Genomic DNA, 18,665 nt, shown 5'->3' on the forward strand with positions numbered 1-18,665 from the left:
CTAGTATTAAGACTTGGCGTTCATCAGTTTACGGTTAAGGGCAATCATCTTGATGGCTGTTATGGCTGCTTCTTCACCTTTATGGCCATGACTGCCTCCAATTCTGTCTATTGCCTGTTGCTCGTTGTCAACGGTCAACACACCAAAAATAACAGGCACATCGAGTGAAAGGTTCAATTGTAAAACACCATCGGTTACTGATTTACATACATAATCAAAATGTGGCGTATCCCCCCTGATAACGGCGCCCAGAGTGATATAAGCGTCAGGAAGGGTTTTGCTGTAAGCATAATGGTTCTTAACAGCAAAAGGGATCTCTACAGCACCAGGAACTACAATGCTCACTACTTTGATTCCCTGGGCTTTAAAAATCTTTTTTGCACCTGCTTCCAGTTTATTAATGATGTGGGCGTTCCACTCGGTTTTAACGATAACAACAAAGGCATCCTTTAGGGTGGGGATGCCTTTGTTTAATGAGGTATTTCCTTTAGTTGCCATTAGTTAGCTCCCAGGTCATTTTTTTCAATGCTTAAACGATAGATATATCTCTCAGCCTGAAAACCTTTATCGGTTTTAGGGAATTTCTCTTTGATCTCTTTGTAAAGAGCCAGTGCTTCATCCTGCTTACCTTTTGTTTCGAGAAGAAGGGCCGCACGGAACAGATATTCTGCAGAGTTATTGTCGTCTTTTTCGAAAGTGCTTCCAGCTTTTTTATAATAACTGATGGCATCATCAAATTTGTTTTGCTCTGCATAAGCATCTCCTAAAGCACCGTAAGCCAATAATTGAATTTGTTTGGCATCGGTAGAGAAATCTTTCAGGTATTTAACCGCATTATTGAAATCGCCAAGCTTAAGATAGCTAACACCAGCATAAAAATGTGCAAGGTTGGCAGCTTTTGTTCCACCAAAGTTTTTAATTACGTAGAGGGCACCACGAAATTGACCGTCACCATTTAAGGCAAGGTTTGCAGAGTCCATACGGAAATACTCTTCAGCTTTGAATAAAGCTTCAGCAGCTTTCTCTTCTTTTGGTTTTACAATGAATTCATTGTAGCCATACCAGCCACCAAAACCAATCACAACAACTGCAACGGCCCCAATGATTATTTTTTGGTATTGTTTCCAGAAACCTTGTGCTTTGGCCAGGGTCTGCTGATCGTGCGTCACTTCGTGCTTATCACTCATGGGAAATTGATTATTCGAGTTTATAGGTGTTTATTAAATTAATCTACTATGAAAGGATAGTTCTGGTCGATGTATACATCTTTCAGCACTTCGCTATCATCTGGCCATGGACTGTCTTCTGCAAAACGAACACTTTCTTCTACAACAGCGTCAATACGTTTGTCTATTTCAGTCAGGAATTCTTCTGTAGCAAATCCGTTTTCAAGAATGGTATTACGCACCTGTGTAATTGGGTCTTGCTCTTTGTATTCATCTACTTCTTCCTTAGAACGATATTTCTGAGGGTCGGAAATAGAGTGTCCTTTGTAGCGATAGGTTTTCATCTCAAGCAGGGTAGGACCATCGCCTTCTCTTGCTCTTTTTACAGCCCTTGCCACGCCTTCGTGAACAGCTTCAGCCGACATGCCATCGATTTTATCAGCAGGCATATCGTAAGCATCGGCAAGTTTATAGATATCGGTTACGTTACTGGTACGTTCAATGGAAGTACCCATCGCGTAATTATTGTTTTCGCAAATAAAAATTACCGGTAATTTCCAGGTCATTGCCAGGTTAAATGTTTCATGCAACATACCTTGTCTGGCAGCCCCATCTCCAAAATAACAAAGCACCACATTATTAGACCCCCTGTATTTTTCAGCGAATGCTAGTCCGGCACCAGTACCGATCTGGGCTCCTACGATACCGTGACCACCAAAAAACTTGTGTTCTACACTGAAAAAGTGCATACTACCACCTTTTCCTTTGGCGCAACCGGTTGCTTTGCCATATAGCTCGGCCATACAGGCATTGGCACTAACCCCTTTGGCAAGGGCAAGACCGTGGTCTCTGTAGGCAGTAATAAACGGATCGTCTTGCTGAGTGGCGGTCATACATCCGGCTGCAATTGCTTCCTGGCCTACATAGGCATGGAAGAATCCGCGGATCTTACCCGCCATTTTATACATTTCCTCGGCTTTCAGCTCAAACTGGCGAATAAGCTGCATCAGCTCATACCAGTATAAATATGTTTCTTTAGAAAATTTGGTTGGCACTTGGTCAAATTTTGAGGAGCAAATATAGGGGTTATACGGCAAAAATTGAGGGGCGGCCCTGGGATGGGTATAAAGAGTAAGAAAGCTGCTAAAAGGGAGCTTCTGGCTGTTAGGGGAAATTTGGCTGCATGCTTCAAGCTGCAAGCTGCAAGCCTTGATTGGTGCTTGGTTTAGGTTTTCTGCGATTATTTAAATAAGTGAGGGTTTTGCGTATTAGGTCATGTAAAATCAGCTGGATTAATGAATGTTTGATGGCTATTCATGCACTATCCGTCTATAATAAAACACGGATTTTTACGATCTATCTTGATAAACCATGAAAATCATGAAAATCTGTGTTCCATAAAACCCATGATATACAACCCGTAGCTAAATTCCCCAATAAAGCCTGCAGCCAACAGATTTTCTAGGCTTCTATCAACTCCAATTCCTTGCCAGGTTCAAAACTGGGAATTTCAATGGAATCGATGAGTTTTTCTTCCAACAGGGTGGCGTATGTTTCAAAATAGAGGATTACATGATCACGCTCGTTTTTTTTAAGCCACCTGAACCCACCTGGCAATGCATTCAGCACCTCCCGGTCATCCAGGTATTCGAGGTGGTGAATATCGGTTGTCGTAAGACCTGTTTCCTGTAATTTTTTGAGCAATAAACTTACCGGCGCATTGGTTACCCCACAATAGTCTTCTGCGAGCTCAGTCCATTCTCCGATACCCGTTTGTGCATAAGTTAGGATTTCTTCTTTCGATAAATCTGTAATAACCTGCAAAAGGTTGCCACAATTACAGGAGCCATGATTGCCCCATGCATAATGTGCGCCCTCACGTAAACGGTTTGCGGTGTTACGCAAGGCTTCAATCAATGTTAAGTTGGGATTTGCCATTTTTTATACTTTAAGGATATACCAATCTAATCGGTTTACTATTCCTGATTATATCAAAATACAATTTACGGATTTGATTTGTTGAAATTCTCAAAGCAGTTCCCGGCTTTTTTAATACTGTTTAAGCTGTAGGGGTGGTTCAATTCAATCTATTAAACGGCACTGTTAAAAAAACGAAAAAGAAAAAATTAATTGAACCCTTTTGTCTGCAGCACTGTATTGGTAGTATAAAAACTAAAACGACAAATATGAAAATGAAATTTTTCTCTCTGGCTTTCGCGTTAATGATGGGTGCATTTATTACCGTGTCTGCTCAAAAAACAGTTGTAGATGTAGCAGTAGGTTCTAAAGATCACAGCACATTAGTTGCCGCTGTTAAAGCCGCTGGTTTGGTTGAAACATTACAAGGTGCTGGTCCATTTACTGTATTCGCACCAGTAAATCAGGCTTTTAGTAAATTACCTGCAGGTACTGTAGAGAATTTATTGAAACCAGAAAACAAAGCACAACTCGCTAAAATACTCACTTACCATGTAGTTGCCGGTAACCTGGATGCTGCTGCAGTTGTAAAAGCTATAACAGATGGCGGTGGAAAAGCGGTAGTGAAAACAGTTAGCGGCGGAACACTTACAGCATCAATCAGCAATGGCAAAGTAATCCTGACCGATGAAAATGGCGGTACTGCAACGGTTACTGCTACCGACCTGAAAGCTGGTAACGGTGTGATTCATGTGATTGATGGAGTAGTATTGCCGAAGTAAGGAAAAGAAATAAGAAATAAGAATTATGGAATAAGGAATAAGAAAGGATTTGTTTGAATGATGAAATTAGTCCCCCCAGAATCTCCGATTTCTCATGTGCATGAAAAAGCCTCCAAATGGAGGCTTTTTTAATATCGAATGATAAATGAATAATTCATAAAGAAATATTAGTAAAAACTACACCCTCACTTCCTTATTCCATATTCCATATTTCATATTTCTTATTTCTTATTTCATATTCCTTATTCCTTACGCTTCATTCAAAAACGGATATTTATAATCAACTGGAGGATTATAGGTTTCTTTTATGGTGCGTGCACTTAACCAGCGGAACAGGTTGAGCATGCTGCCGGCTTTATCGTTGGTTCCAGAAGCTCTTGCTCCACCAAATGGTTGTTGACCAACTACCGCTCCGGTAGGTTTGTCGTTGATGTAGAAATTACCCGCTGCATTACGCAATTTATTGGTAGCTAATTCAACCGCTGCTCTGTCTTGCGATAATACGGCTCCCGTTAAAGCATATGCAGAAGTGCTGTTAACCAAATCAAGCGTTTTTTCAAAATCCGCTGCTTTGTAGGTATAGATGGTTAATACAGGTCCAAAAATTTCTTCGCACATTGTTCTGTATTTCGGATCGGTGGTTTCAATGATAGTAGGTTCAATAAAGTAACCTGCTTTCTTACTATAGTTACCGCCGGCTATAATTTTTGCCTTTTTATCTTTCTTAGCGCCATCGATATATTTAGTGATACTGTTGAAAGCTTTTTCATCAATTACCGCATTAATGAAATTGGTGAAATCTTCCACAGTTCCCATTTTCATGGTCTTTAATGTAGCAACCAGTTTTTGTTTTACTTCAGCAGCAATGTTATCTGGCAGGTAAGCGCGTGAGGCGGCTGAACATTTTTGACCCTGATATTCAAAAGCTCCACGTGCCAAAGCAGTTACCACCGCATCTACATCCGCACTTGAATGGGCTATTACAAAGTCTTTACCACCTGTTTCGCCAACAATACGGGGATAGGATTTGTATTTTGCAATATTCTCTCCTATAACCTTCCACATATTATTGAATACGCCTGTAGAACCAGTGAAATGTACACCAGCAAAATCGGCATGTCCAAAACAAACTTTACCAATGGTTGGTCCATCAACATAAATCAGGTTAATAACACCATCTGGTAATCCTGCTTCTTTTAAAATGCGCATAAATAGTTGGGCAGAATAAATTTGTGTATTGGCTGGTTTCCAAACAACAACGTTACCGCACATTGCGGCAGAAGTGGGTAGGTTACCGCCAATGGCTGTAAAATTAAATGGAGTAACAGCCAGTACAAATCCTTCCAAAGCGCGCCATTCCATGCGGTTGTGCATGCCAGGAGCAGAAATAGGCTGTTGTTTATAGATTTCACTTAAGAAATGCACATTAAAGCGTAAAAAATCAATCAGTTCGCAGGTACTATCAATCTCAGACTGGTAGGCGTTCTTGCTTTGTCCAAGCATAGTACTGGCATTCATAGTATAACGATACTTTGTAGCCAGCAGGTCTGCTGCTTTTAAGAAGATATGTGCCCTGTTCTCCCAACTCATAGCCGCCCATGCCTCTTTTGCTTTTAAAGCTGCATCAATTGCCTGATGTACATGTTTTTCTTCACCGGCATGGAAATAACCAAGTGTATGTGATATTTCATGAGGTGGGTGGATGGCAACTTTGTTGCCTGTTTTAACTGACTTACCACCGATATACATCGGAATATCCAGTGACTTCTTTTTCAGATCGGCGATTGCTTTTTTAAGTGCCGCTTTTTCTGGTGTGCCGGGGGCATAACTGTTAACAGGCTCATTGGCCGGAATCGGGTAGGAGAAAGTACCAAAGCTCATGTTTCAAGATTTTGAGGATGCAAGGTAGGAAATAAGAAATAAGGAATATGAAATAAGGAATAAGAAATGAAGAAATGGGTTAGTTGTTGGGTAAATTCAGGTGAGGAAGAATTGATATTCCATTGTTTTATAAGGTATTTATGGTTGCTGGATTCTTATGCATCTGTCAGTAAGCTATCCGGAAGCTATTAATGCAAATCAAGGGTTCAACCTAAATATGGGTAAAAAAATCCCGCCATTGGTCATCATTTATTATAGGGAAATCATATTAGTTCCGTAGTTTAAATCTCTAAAAATTACGCTATGCGTTACCCGCTGCTTTTTATTGCCATTCTGGTATCATCAGCCATCTGTGCACAAACCAATCCAATTCTTGTTAATCCTAACTGGTTACAAGCGCATAAAGCGGATAAAAATATGGTGGTGCTACAAACCAATTTCCTACGCCTCGATTTCGAAAGGGAACATATTCCAGGTGCCCGTTTTCTATGGCCCGACTGGCTGGCCGCGCATTCACCAGAGGGTAATTTTAATGCACCCGATCTGGTATCGGCCAGGAAAATATTACAAACACTGGGGATCAACCAAAATTCACATATCATATTAGCCTACACGCGCACTGATATTACGGTTACGGCACGAATGTTTTTAACACTGGAGCAGTTGGGACTTTATGGCAAAGTGAGCCTGCTTGATGGCGGACTTGAAGAGTGGAAAAAAGCAGGCTTGCCACTGGAAATGGGGCCTTCGCCCACCGCAGGCAAAGGAAATATAGAACCCAAATACCAACAGCTGCTGGTTGATAAGAATTATGTACAGAAAGCATTAACAGGAACAGATAAAATGGTGGTAGATGCAAGACTAAAAAGATTCTATGATGGAGATGTTACGGGTAATCCCCGCGACGGACATATCACCGGTGCCCTTAACCTGCCTTATCCCGACCTGCTAGACAGTACCATGAAATTTAAGCCGGTGCAGCAGTTGGCATATTATTTTAATGCAGTAAACAAGGATAGGCAAAAAGAAATGATTGGTTATTGTTTTATCGGGCAAACTGCAAGTGTGGTTTATCTCGCAGGAAGAATCCTTGGGTATCCAATGAAAATATATGACGGTTCATTACAGGAGTGGAGCAGGTTGCCGGAGTTACCGATGGAGAAAACCAGTCAGTAATTCAATGGCCCTTTCGGCTGCTTGAACAGCATCTTGAGGAACTGGAATCCGGATCTCTTCAAATGCAAAACCACCCTTTCTTAATTTCCATTCATACCTCACTTCTAGCAAAAGGTCTGATTGGGTTTTAATGAACTTCGCTGCAGCAACACGCATGCCAGAAGTGTTTAAAGGATATATGGTTTGGTTAAAAGCTGCTGATTCAGGTGTGATGATAATACGAACAGCATCGCCAATTTTGGGTAGTTTTGAAACCAGCGTTCGATATTTTATTAAGTAATAAATGACAGCAATCGGAAAGGAGAAGAATAAACTCATTTGAAAATTAACGGGTCTCGAAAAAATCAGGATGACACTTCCTACTATTATGATCAAACCCGATTCAAACAAAAGTCCCTTGGTTCTTCTGGCTTTTTCTGTTTTTAAGAAATGATTCCATTCAGTAGTATTGAGTTGCCAACTCACCGCATCTTCCGGTAAAACTGGGGATTGCGAAACCTGTATATGTTTTTGTTCAATTGCCGTTATTTCTGCTCTCTGCAAAAAACCACGGATAAAGGCCACAAGACAACTGATGCCAGTAAGCAACATAACAAGTCCGCCCAATAATACCAGTCCATCGGCAGAAATAACCACCATTATCGACATGGGAAGCAGTAGTATCGCCAAAAGGAGATAGATAATGCTTGTAATGCGTGAGGTTTGTTTAAAGCTTTGTTGATCCATAATAAAAAGCCCTCTAAATATAAGTTATTCAGAGGGCTTTTCATAAATTCTAAAGGTGATATTATTGCTGCTCTGGTAACATAACCAATTTCACCATATTGTTTTCATTGAAAAGGCGGTTGGCCAGTTCTTTTGTTTTTTCAACAGTGATTAGTTTGATTTTGTCGCCTGCTTTCAATATTTCGGTTGGATCAGTTCCGCGGAACACATGCTGCTCCAGGCGGAAGCGCCAGTAATTGTTTTCCTTCACATCGTTTTCCAGGCTGCGTGTTTGTTCCGCAACCACTTTTTCAATATTTACTTCAGGTACACCATTTGCCTTGGTATTTTTAATTTCTTCCATAACAAGACTAATGAGTTTATCTACATTTTCTGGTGCGCATCCGAATTGAATGCTGATGCTATAGGTTTTGATGGGTTCTTTGCTGAAACCACCATTCACCCCAACACCATACACACCTCCTGCATCTTCCCTCAATACTTCTCGTAACTTAATGCCCATAGCTTTCGTTAACTGCCCGAGTTGCACTTCATCCATGTCATTGATTTCATTTACTTCACCTGTAAAGAACAGGCGTACATTGGCTTTTGGTTCTTTCCCTTTGTAAATTGTTTTATTGATTACACCTTTAGGATAACGGATGCCAACATCTCTCCAGTTTTCTTTTTTTTCAGAAGAAGGCAGCGAAGCAATATATTTTTCAACCAATATTTTCATGCTGTCCAGGTTGAAGTTCCCTACAAATGTGAACACAAACTGACCACCATTGCTGAAGCGCTCTTTATAGATTTCAAAAGAACGATCAAGCTCCAACTGGCTGATACTTTCAACAGAGAAAGGCTTACGTCTGGGGTGGTAGTTCCCCATAATATAGTTCACGGAATCTGCAAATACTGAACCGGGATCTTTGTCTTTATTTGCCATTTGCACTTGCATCTGTTGTTTCAATACTTCAAACATATTAGCATCCTTACGTGGCGCCACAAAGTATCCATGTAATATTTGCAAGGCAGTTTCCAGATCTTTTGTAGTGCTGCTGCCATTAAGTCCTTGCATATAGTTTGCAATAGATGGGGAAACAAAACAGTTCTTGCCAGCCATTTCTTTTTGGAAAGCCTGAAAATCAAAGTCTCCAATACCTCCCAACATAGCAACATTTGATGCGGTGGTAGCATTGATAAAGTCTTTGTCTTCATATAATGAAGATCCACCCCAGCTTATAGCGGAGAACTGGATTTCATCGTTTTTGAAATTGGTTGGTTTTAAAACAACTCTGGCGCCATTAGATAAGGTCCACTCAGTAGTTTCAATAGCAGGATATTTTTTCTCACCAACAATTTTTCCTGCAACCGGGGCAACTGGTAGAATAGAGCCTGTTGTAACCTTATCTTCATAAGGGGTTAATTTCCCAACCGGCTTATTTAATAAGGCTGTTACCTGTGCTGAAGTTAACATATCCGCTTTTTCTTTTTCAGGAGCGGTAATTACAACAGATCTGTTCTGATTGGTGATCCATTGTTTAATCAGCGCATTAACTTCTGATAACTGAATGGTAGGCAGGTATTTTTGGTGCATTTCAAATTCCTTCTCAATACCTGGAATGGTTTCTCCTTTTAAATAGTTGCGAACATATTCCTGTAAGAGTTCAACCGACTTGGTTTTGTCGCGCTCATTGTACATGTTTTCCATTCTCGACATAGTAGATTTTACTGCACGGTCGAGTTCTGATTGTACAAAACCAAATTGTTTCACACGCTCATTTTCTTTCAAGAGTGCTTCAATAGAAGCTGAAATAGTCTTTGCTGTTTTTGCAACGGCAATCAGACTAAAAGCATCTTTGTCGCCAATAAATGATCCATAACTACTGCTGCCAAAAAGGAATGGCGCATCAGGTTTTTGGGCGATTTCATCCAATCGGCTACTCATCATCTGGTTGAATAGGCCTCGTACAATACTGGCGCGGTAGTCTTTTTCAGTTTTCGCTTGTGGAATTTCAGGTCTTAAATAATAAACCTGAATTACGTTATAGGGTTGCTCAGGGTCTGTAAGAATAGATGTTCTTGTTTCAGGAAAGGAGGGGACGCCAAATTTTGTGCGTGGACGTGGTGTTTTTACTGCCGGTATTTTACCGAAATGTTCACGAATCATCTGTTCTGTCTCAGCAATATCAATATCCCCAACCACAATCACTGCCTGTAAATCTGGGCGATACCAATCTTTATAGAATTTGGTAAGTTGACTATACGGTGATTTTTCAATACTCTGTTTGGTGCCGATTGGAATGCGTTTTGCATATTGTGAACCCTTCAGGAGAACAGGGAAAAATTTATCACGCATACGTGCATCAGCGCCACGGCCAAGTCGCCATTCTTCCACAATAACACCTCTTTCCTTATCAATCTCAACCGGCTCAAAACTTACCTGATGTGCCCAGTCTTCCAGGATCTGCATGGCTTTTTTGAAAACCTGCATACTGTCGGTGGGAACCTGCAGTTCGTAAACCGTTTCATCAAAGCTGGTGTATGCATTCAGGTCGGCACCAAAGTTTACGCCGCTTTTCTCCAGGAAATCAACCAGTTCCTGTTTTTTGAAATTTTTGGTGCCATTAAAAGCCATATGTTCCACGAAATGTGCCAGACCTAATTGCTGGTCTGATTCAAGAATGGAACCTGCATTTACCACCAGCCTGAGTTCGGCCCTGTTTTTAGGCTCTACATTCTTTCGCAGGTAGTAGGTAAGTCCATTACTTAATTTTCCAATTTTTACTTTGGGGTCAATGCCCAGTTTCTGGTCTGCTCCGGTTTGAGCATAAGTAAATGCTGCAACTAATAATAAGAGCAGGGTTTGTCTGATACGCAACATGACAAGGTTTTAGAATGAAAGAAAAATAAACAGGGATAATGCCCTGTGGCATTTGTGCATTTATAGCTCCGCGAAAATCACGGATGGGGGTGTTATAAAGATACGAAAAAGAAGATTTATTGCCACAGAAAACACAGAATATCACTGAATTGACAGGTATTTTTTGTGGTGAAACTTTACTATAACTGAAAGCCCAGGTTCCGAATCAATGAATCGGGTAATACAGGAAGTTTTCTTCTTTCTATCAGGTAAGTCGAAAGTCCGGAAAGGTCTCTGTACACAAAATGTTTACTCATTGCCCCTTCAAGGTATCCTGCTCCCGAGGTATTTCCTGTTCCTACGCGCATACCAATCATCCTGCGCACCATTACCAGGTGTTTATGTCGCCAGCTACTCATCAGGTGGTCAATTTCAATCAAGCCATCCAATACCTGGTAAGAAGTTTGGAACAATGGAAAATCGCGGTAAAGCATGATAAATAAGGCTGATCGTAATGCCGCCGGAGAAAATAAGGTTTTCATGGCTGCAACCTGCTCATCGGAATAATGTTCGGGTCTGTGTTCAAAAAATACAAGGTCGAAATCGTGGATTTTGTTCTTCTCTCTTTCTGTAAGTCCGGCCTCATAAATCGCGCGATAATCATTCCAGAAAGGATGCAGATTACCATTGTGTTTTGTCTGATAATCTTTCCAAAAATCTTCCCTGAAAAAAGGAATACGTTCCAGCCATTTATTAACCAGCTCTAATAAATTATGTCCTTCTTCAATTGCCGTGATATGCTGATAATCTTCCTTGGTAAATCCACCTTCATTCGTTCTTTTGTAATAGTCTTTATGGTGGCGATGATCCAATTCCAATCCCAATCTTGCTTCCAATAACCTGAACTGTTTACTTTGGAACCCGGAAGAGGGGGTAAGCAGGTTGCGAAACTCCAGGAAATCAAGTGGCGTCATCGTGTCGAGAATCTCTACTTGCTTATTGAGTAATTGAAGGATATGAATGATCCTGTGCAGTCTATGACGCACCAAGTTCATGTCTTCAGAATTATCATTAATTTTTTCTTTGCTGAAAACGCCGGTAATATAATCCAGTTCAAATAAAATCTGTTTGAACCATAGCTCATAAGCCTGGTGTATAATGATGAACAACATTTCATCATGAGCCGGTTCATTTCCCGGTTCGAAACTTACAGGGTGTTGTGCATTCAAAACCTTATCAAGACCGAGGTAAGTGCCGTAGTACATAGGTTGTTTTTCCATAGCAAGGCAAAGAAACAGAGAAATATGAAATAAGGAATAAGAAATAAGGAATAAGGAATAAGAAAGTTGGGGTATAGTTTGTCTACCTGTATGGATTTATTTATGTATTATTCAATATCTATATTTTCTTATTCCTTATTTCATATTCCTTATTTCTTATTCTCTATTCCTTATTTCATATTTTTGTCCTATGACCCGCCAACAACTTGTAGAACAGATAAAACTTAAAGGTTCTTATCTCTGTGTAGGATTAGACACCGATATTGAAAAAATACCTGCTCATTTAAAAGGCAAGCCTGATGGGGTACTAACTTTTAATAAAGCCATTATTGATGCTACTAAAGACCATTGTGTATCCTATAAAATAAATACTGCATTTTACGAATCACAAGGATTGAAAGGGTGGGAAATCATGGCAGAAACACTGGCATATATTCCTGAAACCCATTTTACCATTGCAGATGCTAAACGCGGCGATATTGGGAATACTTCGGCGCAATATGCTAAAACATTTTTTGAGGTATTACCTTTCGATGCGGTTACTGTTGCGCCATATATGGGAGAAGACAGCGTACGCCCTTTTTTGGAGTATAAAGATAAATGGACGATCGTACTAGGATTAACCTCCAATGCCGGAAGTTTTAATTTTCAGCGATTAGTTCTGGAAGATAAGCTGGGTAAGCAATTGTATGAACAGGTATTGCAAACTACCTGTGAGTGGGGTACACCCGATAATCTGATGTTTGTTGTTGGTGCTACGAGGGCAAGCGATCTCGAATATATTCGAAGCATTATTCCAGATCATTTCTTGCTTGTACCAGGTGTAGGTGCCCAGGGAGGTAGTTTGGAAGAAGTGTCGAAATATGGACTGAATAAAGATGCCGGCCTGTTAGTAAATGCCAGCAGGGCCGTAATTTTTGCCAGCAGCGGAGAGGATTTTGCCGAAGCAGCAAAAAAAGTAGCACAGGATTATCAGCATGAAATGAAATCTTATCTAACCATTTAAGTGAATTCATACCCCAATCCTTAAAATACCCATCATGGAGAGAAGGAAATTTTTACAGCAAGGAGCTTTGTCGGCTGCGGCTGTAGCTGCGTTGCCGATAGCATCTGCTGCAGAAACCAATGCCAAACCCTCTATTCGGGTAGCATTTATATCCGATGTACATGTTAAGACAGGTGAAATACCGGAGCGCGGCATGCAGCAGGCATTTAAACATGTGAATGCGCTTAAGCCTTCTGTAGACTTTATCATCAACGGCGGTGATGCTATTATGGATGCTATGAAAGCTACAAAGGCTAAAACACAGGAGCAATGGGATTTGTGGAATAAGATACTAAACGCAGAAAATAAACTACCCATCTATCATTGTATTGGTAACCATGATGCATGGGGTTGGCAAATGACTGAACCGGAAATTAAGAATGATCCGCTCTATAATAAAGCCTGGGCCGTAAAACAACACCAGATGCCTGGTAGGTTTTATAGTTTCACCCATAAGAACTGGAAATTTATTATTCTCGACAGTGCGCATGAAAACAATGGGGGATATATAGCCAAAATAGATGAAGAGCAATGGATATGGCTGGAAAATGAATTAAAAAATACAGATGCGGATACGCATATTTGTATTGCCTCGCATATTCCTATCGTTTCTTATGTGTCTGGATTCTTTTTTGATAAAACAGAAGATAACGGCGACAGAAAAATATCCCGCGCCTTATTACATACGGATTCATTCAAATTAACAGAACTCTTCCGAAACTTTAAAAATATACGTTGCTGTCTTAGTGGACATATTCATTTACAGGATATGGTTGAATATCGCGGTATACACTACTACTGTAACGGCGCAATAAGCGGAAACTGGTGGGGCGGAGCCTTCAAAGGATTTGCACCTGCCTATGCGATATTTGAATTCTTTAAAGACGGGACGTTAAGTAGGAAGATGGTGGAATATTCGTAATTTGGAAATTTGAAAATTTGAAAATTTGAAAATTTGAAAATTTGAAAATGATGAGTGTTGATTTTAGGGAATCAAATTTTACCATAATCTCATTTCCAAATTTCCAAATTTCCAAATTTTCAAATTAATCTCTCAATCACCCCCGCAACTTTCTCCGCCCATACTGCGTGTGATTTGGCGGAATAGTGAAGTTGGTCGCTGGCTAAAAGTGTTGTGTCGTTTTTTGCGAGACGGGTTTGTGGAGTGATGTTTATATAATGACCACCCAACTGTTTGGTAGCTTCTTCGCAAACTTTATTGAAATCATCTATTGCCTGGCTGATTGAGTTGGTGTCTTTGCCCGATGCAAAAGGAGTTACTCCCCAATCCGGAATAGATAGTACAATAACCCTTTCTGGTTTATTGTCAGCTAAATGAATTGCTTTTTTGAGCAGGTATTGAAATTCTTCTTTAAAATCAGCAACAGGTAATCCACGGTATTGATTATTTACACCAATCAATAAACTAACAAAATCATATTGTTCATTGAGTGTAGTGTGTAAAATATGGTCAGCAAGCTCGAAGCTGGTCCATCCCGTTTTGGCAACAACTTCCGGTGCATGAAAATGAATTCCTTTTTTGCGAAGCAATTGAACCACCTGATAAGGGAAACCTTCATGCAAGGGTACCGATTCGCCGATTGTGTAAGAATCGCCTAAAGCGAGATAGCTGAAATAATGACGTGTCATAACAGAATTTTTCTGTGCCTTTCAGTGTCTTCAGTGGCAATCTTCACCGGACTTTCGGTCTTTCTGACTTTCGGACTAATTTAATTTGCCACAGAATACACAGATTAACACTGAGTAAGATTAGAAATTATTTTTCAGTATTTCATAGAAACGATATACATCTTCAAAACTACAATACATCGGAGCAGGGGCAACGCGAATGACGCCGGGTTCACGGTAGTCAACGATGATTCCGCTGCTGATCATTTTATCGTGGATGGCACGTCCATTTTCTTTAAAATACAAACATAGTTGTGCCCCACGCTGTTCCGGGTCCGCAGGAGTGATGATCTCAAAATTAATATGCTTCAATTCTTTTAATAAATATTCAAGATAGGCAGTGAGGTGAATACTTTTTTTGCGAAGCCTGTCGATGCCCGCTGTCTCAAAAAGTTCTAATGAAGCTTTTAGACAAACCGTATTAAATACCTGTGAGGTACTGATATTCCATCCTGTTGCATTGGTTTTAGGAATAAAACCTTTCTCCATTTTGAAGCGGGTTTGTTCATCATTTCCCCACCATCCGGCTAATCGGGGCGTGGCTGCATTCGATGCGTGTTTTTCATGTACAAATACGCCACCAATGGCTCCTGGTCCGGCATTCAGGTATTTATAGCTGCACCATACAGCGAAGTCTGCGTCTATATCATGAAGCTGCATCGGAACATTGCCCGCTACATGCGCAAGGTCAAAACCGGCAATTGCCCCTATTTGATGTGCAGTTTGGGTTATCGCTGCCAAATCATATAGCTGCCCTGTATAATAATTAATACCTCCAAAAAGAATCATTGCCACAGACGCTCCAGCCTGGTTAATTGTTTCAATAATATCTTCTGTATGAAGTAATTTTTCTTCTGGTCTAGGTTTTATTTCTATGATGGCTTCATCCGGGTTTAAACCAAAATGTTTAACCAGGGTTTCCACCGCATACTGATCGGAAGGGAAAGCGCCTGCTTCCATGATTATTTTATAGCGGGTAGCTGTAGGCTTATAAAAACTCAGCATGAGCAGGTGTAAGTTTACCGTGAGGGCATTCATAACGGTAACTTCAGACTCCTTACATCCCATCATTTTAGCGAGGACAGGTGTGCAGAATTGGTGATATTTTAACCATGGATTGGTTCCTCCAAAATATCCTCCGACTGCCAGGTTACGCCAGCTTTCCAACTCGGTTTCAATGGCTGCTGCTGTATTGTGGGGCTGTAACCCTAATGAATTACCACAGAAATAGATCACATCTTTACCATCATGCTGTGGAAAATGAAACATTTGTTTAAAGCCAGCCAATTCATCTGATGCATCGGCTTGCATGGCATAATTGATATCCGTATTAAAAGCAAACATGTGGTAGAATTTCTTGCTAAAGTAACGTAAATGAGAGATTTTGTATTTCCCCATAAACATGGTCTACAGGGATGGAGAGGTAGTCTTCACCGAATTTTCATCAAACTTTGTCGGTGAATTGATCGCTTTGGCCTAATTTTCAGGCACCCAAAACGTTATAACTGTATGAGAAAATTCATGCTGTTGTCGGTGTGCATGCTATTTGCATTTGCCACTTTTGCACAACATCCCCCCGTTACCAAGGCCAACTATGCATTGGCGGCACGTTTCTCACCAAAGAAACTGAGTAAAATGATCTTCAGCACCAATGTGGATCCACACTGGTTGAAGAACTCTGAAAAATTCTGGTATGTGTATGAAACTACCGAAGGTAAAAAATGGTATATCGTTGATCCTGTAAAAGGAGAGAAGAAGGTAATGTTCGACAATGCCGACCTTGCAGCCAAAATTACCCGTGTAGTTAAAGACCCTTTTGATGCCCAAAATCTGGGGTTAGACAGCATGCGTTTTGTACGTGACGAAAACTGGATCCAGTTTGAAGTGAAAAGCACACAGGATGAAGTGAAAAAAGATTCAGCAGCTACAACAACAACTGGCCGTCGTGGTGCAGGAGGTGCTGCAGCGGCTTCAACCACAAGTAAAAAAGTATTCTATTTTGAATACAATCTTACCACAGGTGAACTCGTAGAACTTCCAGATTTCAAAAAACCAAAAAGAAAACCCAACTGGGCGAATATTTCTCCGGATGGCAATACAATCATCTTTGGTAAGAACTACAATATTTACTGGATGGATAAGGCTAACTACGAAAAGGCCTTAAAAAATGAAAATGATTCTACCATTGTTGAAAATGCCCTTACAAAAGATGGATTCGATGGATATGGTTATTATAATGATGGTAATCTTTCAGGAAGTGGCATGACGGATGAAGACAAAGAAAAAGAAGCTAAAAGAAGAAGACCTGTATTTGCTTTATGGTCGCCGGATTCGAAATATTTCTCCATGCGCAGGGTAGATAACCGTAAAGTGAAAAATCTTTGGGTAATTAATAGTGTGGCAAACCCACGCCCAACACTCGAAACGTATAAATACTGGATGCCTGGTGAAAAAGAAGCACCGGTAGATCATCTTTATTTGTTTGATATTACCAGCAAAACCAGCAAAGAGTTAAATGTATCTGCATTCAAAGACCAGGGTGTTGGTACCTGGGCAATGCCTGCAAAAGTGAATACACGCGACGACGATTGGAGACCAAGCATCTGGTTGGGAACAAAAGATAAATTCTACTTTACCCGTACAGGTCGCGATCAGAAACGTATAGATGTATGCGTAGTTGATGTTGCTACAGGTACAGTTAAAGCCCTTGTAGAAGAGCGTTTTAACTCATTCATTGAAGTTAATCAGATAGCGCTTGTTAATGGGGGTAAGGAATTTATTCACTGGAGTGAGCGCGACGGATGGGCACATTTTTATCTCTATGATGAAAATGGCAAACTGAAAAATCAAATTACCAGCGGTGCTTTCCATTGTGAAGATATCCTGGGAGTTGATGAAACCAAACGTGTACTGTATTTCTCTGCAAACGGTAAAGAAGCTGGAGAAGATCCATATTATTTACATGCTTACCGCATTAATTTCGATGGTACAGGAATGAAATTGCTGAACAGCGGCGATTTTGATCATGCTATGCGTATGAATGACGGTAATAGCTTTTTCATCGATAATTTTTCACGGGTTAATACAGTACCTAAATCAGTATTGTATAATGCTGATGGTAAAAAAATACTCGATCTTGAAACGGCTGATTTCACTTCATTATTTGCATCAGGATACAAGTTCCCTGAAATTTTCAAAGCAAAAGCAGACGATGGTATTACAGATATCTATGGTGTAATGTATAAGCCTTTTGATTTCGACAGCACCAAACAATATCCATTAATTGAGTACGTATATCCTGGTCCACAAACTGAAGCGGTGAATAAGGCATTTGGACGTGGATTCGATCGCACAGACCGCCTTGCACAAATGGGTTTTGTGGTTATCACATTGGGTAATCGCGGCGGACACCCTTCGCGCAGTAAATGGTACCACAATTTTGGTTATGGTAACCTGCGTGATTATGGTTTAGCTGATAAAAAAGCAGTAGCAGAACAGTTGGCCGATAGGTTCAAATACATCGACATCAACCGTGTAGGTATTCATGGTCACTCCGGAGGAGGCTTTATGAGTACTGCTGCTATGCTGGTATATCCTGATTTCTTTAAAGTTGCTGTATCATCTGCAGGTAACCACGATAACTCAGTATACAACAGATGGTGGAGCGAGCAACACCATGGTGTGAAAGAAGTAATCAGTGATAAAGGAGATACATCATTCCTCTACAGCATTGAGAAAAACCCAGACCTGGCCAAAAACCTGAAAGGTAAACTCATGTTATCTCATGGGGATATTGATAACAACGTACATCCCGCCAATACCATCCGTATGGCCAATGCACTGATCCGTGCCAATAAACGTTTTGATCTGGTAGTATTACCTGGTCAGCGTCATGGTTATGGCGATATGACTGAATACTTCTTCTGGAGACAAGCTGATTATTTCGCAGAACACCTGTTAGGCGATAAAACTGGTCGTACAGAAACGGATATTGAGGAAATGAATAAGGAAGTAGAGCAGAATGGAAGAGCAGGGAGAAGGAATTAGGAAATAAGAAATAAGTAATAAAAAATAACAAATTAGAAAGTAAGGATATGACCGTGGCCTCCAAAGGAGGCCACGGTTTTTTGTGGAGGGTTGGCTAGTAAAGATGATAATGAG

15 protein-coding genes are annotated in these 18,665 nt (G+C 40.5%); 5 read left to right on the forward strand and 10 right to left on the reverse strand.

Annotation, left to right across the window (positions count from 1 at the left end):
* Window positions 1-6: 6 nt before the first annotated feature.
* The 4 genes from ribH to ACH30E_RS06890 all read right to left on the reverse strand — a co-directional run bounded on the left by ribH (window position 7) and on the right by ACH30E_RS06890 (window position 3,104).
* A complete protein-coding gene (gene ribH / locus ACH30E_RS06875; protein WP_490824222.1) occupies window positions 7-498 on the reverse strand; it encodes a 6,7-dimethyl-8-ribityllumazine synthase in 492 nt (163 codons plus the stop codon).
* A complete protein-coding gene (locus ACH30E_RS06880) occupies window positions 498-1,187 on the reverse strand; it encodes a YfgM family protein (protein WP_294994363.1) in 690 nt (229 codons plus the stop codon). Before ACH30E_RS06880 ends, ribH begins: the two co-directional genes overlap by 1 nt.
* Before the next feature lie 38 nt (window positions 1,188-1,225).
* Window positions 1,226-2,221: a pyruvate dehydrogenase (acetyl-transferring) E1 component subunit alpha gene (pdhA, locus tag ACH30E_RS06885; protein ID WP_294994366.1), complete on the reverse strand. Its 996-nt coding sequence runs from the start codon at window positions 2,219-2,221 to the stop codon at window positions 1,226-1,228.
* A gap of 406 nt (window positions 2,222-2,627) precedes the next feature.
* A complete protein-coding gene (locus ACH30E_RS06890) occupies window positions 2,628-3,104 on the reverse strand; it encodes a hypothetical protein (RefSeq protein ID WP_490824225.1) in 477 nt (158 codons plus the stop codon).
* 248 nt (window positions 3,105-3,352) lie between these two features.
* Here ACH30E_RS06890 and ACH30E_RS06895 point away from each other — a divergent pair, with 248 nt between their 5' ends.
* The gene (locus tag ACH30E_RS06895) at window positions 3,353-3,865 is read left to right on the forward strand and encodes a fasciclin domain-containing protein (RefSeq protein WP_294994371.1); all 513 of its coding nucleotides are present in this window, start codon (window positions 3,353-3,355) and stop codon (window positions 3,863-3,865) included.
* A gap of 249 nt (window positions 3,866-4,114) precedes the next feature.
* On the opposite strand, the gene pruA is transcribed toward ACH30E_RS06895, so the two are convergent.
* Entirely contained in the window at window positions 4,115-5,746 is a 1,632-nt protein-coding gene (gene pruA / locus ACH30E_RS06900; protein ID WP_490824227.1) for an L-glutamate gamma-semialdehyde dehydrogenase, read from the reverse strand.
* Between the two features lie 303 nt (window positions 5,747-6,049).
* Between pruA and ACH30E_RS06905 the strand changes: the two genes are divergently transcribed.
* The gene (locus ACH30E_RS06905) at window positions 6,050-6,922 is read left to right on the forward strand and encodes a sulfurtransferase (protein ID WP_490824229.1); all 873 of its coding nucleotides are present in this window, start codon (window positions 6,050-6,052) and stop codon (window positions 6,920-6,922) included.
* Here the strand turns inward: ACH30E_RS06905 and ACH30E_RS06910 are convergent.
* The 3 genes from ACH30E_RS06910 to ACH30E_RS06920 all read right to left on the reverse strand — a co-directional run bounded on the left by ACH30E_RS06910 (window position 6,896) and on the right by ACH30E_RS06920 (window position 11,770).
* A complete protein-coding gene (locus ACH30E_RS06910; RefSeq protein ID WP_490824230.1) occupies window positions 6,896-7,648 on the reverse strand; it encodes a hypothetical protein in 753 nt (250 codons plus the stop codon). The two genes, ACH30E_RS06905 and ACH30E_RS06910, sit on opposite strands and share 27 nt — an antisense overlap.
* Window positions 7,649-7,709: 61 nt before the next feature.
* On the reverse strand, window positions 7,710-10,511 hold the full coding sequence (locus tag ACH30E_RS06915) for a M16 family metallopeptidase (RefSeq protein ID WP_490824231.1): 2,802 nt from the start codon (window positions 10,509-10,511) through the stop codon (window positions 7,710-7,712).
* Window positions 10,512-10,690: 179 nt separating this feature from the next.
* Window positions 10,691-11,770 (reverse strand): tryptophan 2,3-dioxygenase family protein, encoded by a 1,080-nt coding sequence (locus ACH30E_RS06920; protein ID WP_294994390.1) that lies wholly within the window; start codon window positions 11,768-11,770, stop codon window positions 10,691-10,693.
* Window positions 11,771-11,960: 190 nt separating this feature from the next.
* On the opposite strand from ACH30E_RS06920, the gene pyrF reads away from it, so the two are divergent.
* Together pyrF and ACH30E_RS06930 are read left to right on the forward strand one after the other, a co-directional pair.
* The gene (gene pyrF, locus ACH30E_RS06925) at window positions 11,961-12,776 is read left to right on the forward strand and encodes an orotidine-5'-phosphate decarboxylase (protein WP_490824232.1); all 816 of its coding nucleotides are present in this window, start codon (window positions 11,961-11,963) and stop codon (window positions 12,774-12,776) included.
* Window positions 12,777-12,810: 34 nt separating this feature from the next.
* The gene (locus ACH30E_RS06930; RefSeq protein WP_490824233.1) at window positions 12,811-13,737 is read left to right on the forward strand and encodes a metallophosphoesterase family protein; all 927 of its coding nucleotides are present in this window, start codon (window positions 12,811-12,813) and stop codon (window positions 13,735-13,737) included.
* Window positions 13,738-13,856: 119 nt separating this feature from the next.
* On the opposite strand, the gene ACH30E_RS06935 is transcribed toward ACH30E_RS06930, so the two are convergent.
* Both ACH30E_RS06935 and kynU read right to left on the reverse strand, forming a co-directional pair.
* Window positions 13,857-14,465 carry an SGNH/GDSL hydrolase family protein gene (locus ACH30E_RS06935; protein WP_490824234.1) on the reverse strand — a complete coding sequence of 203 codons (609 nt, stop codon included), beginning with the start codon at window positions 14,463-14,465 and terminating at the stop codon, window positions 13,857-13,859.
* A gap of 120 nt (window positions 14,466-14,585) precedes the next feature.
* Complete coding sequence (kynU, locus tag ACH30E_RS06940; RefSeq protein ID WP_490824235.1) at window positions 14,586-15,848, reverse strand: kynureninase; 1,263 nt, start codon at window positions 15,846-15,848, stop codon at window positions 14,586-14,588.
* Window positions 15,849-16,013: 165 nt separating this feature from the next.
* On the opposite strand from kynU, the gene ACH30E_RS06945 reads away from it, so the two are divergent.
* Window positions 16,014-18,551: a S9 family peptidase gene (locus ACH30E_RS06945; RefSeq protein WP_294994405.1), complete on the forward strand. Its 2,538-nt coding sequence runs from the start codon at window positions 16,014-16,016 to the stop codon at window positions 18,549-18,551.
* Window positions 18,552-18,665 lie beyond the last annotated feature (114 nt).

The organism is Sediminibacterium sp. FW305-C-61 (genome assembly GCF_058231065.1).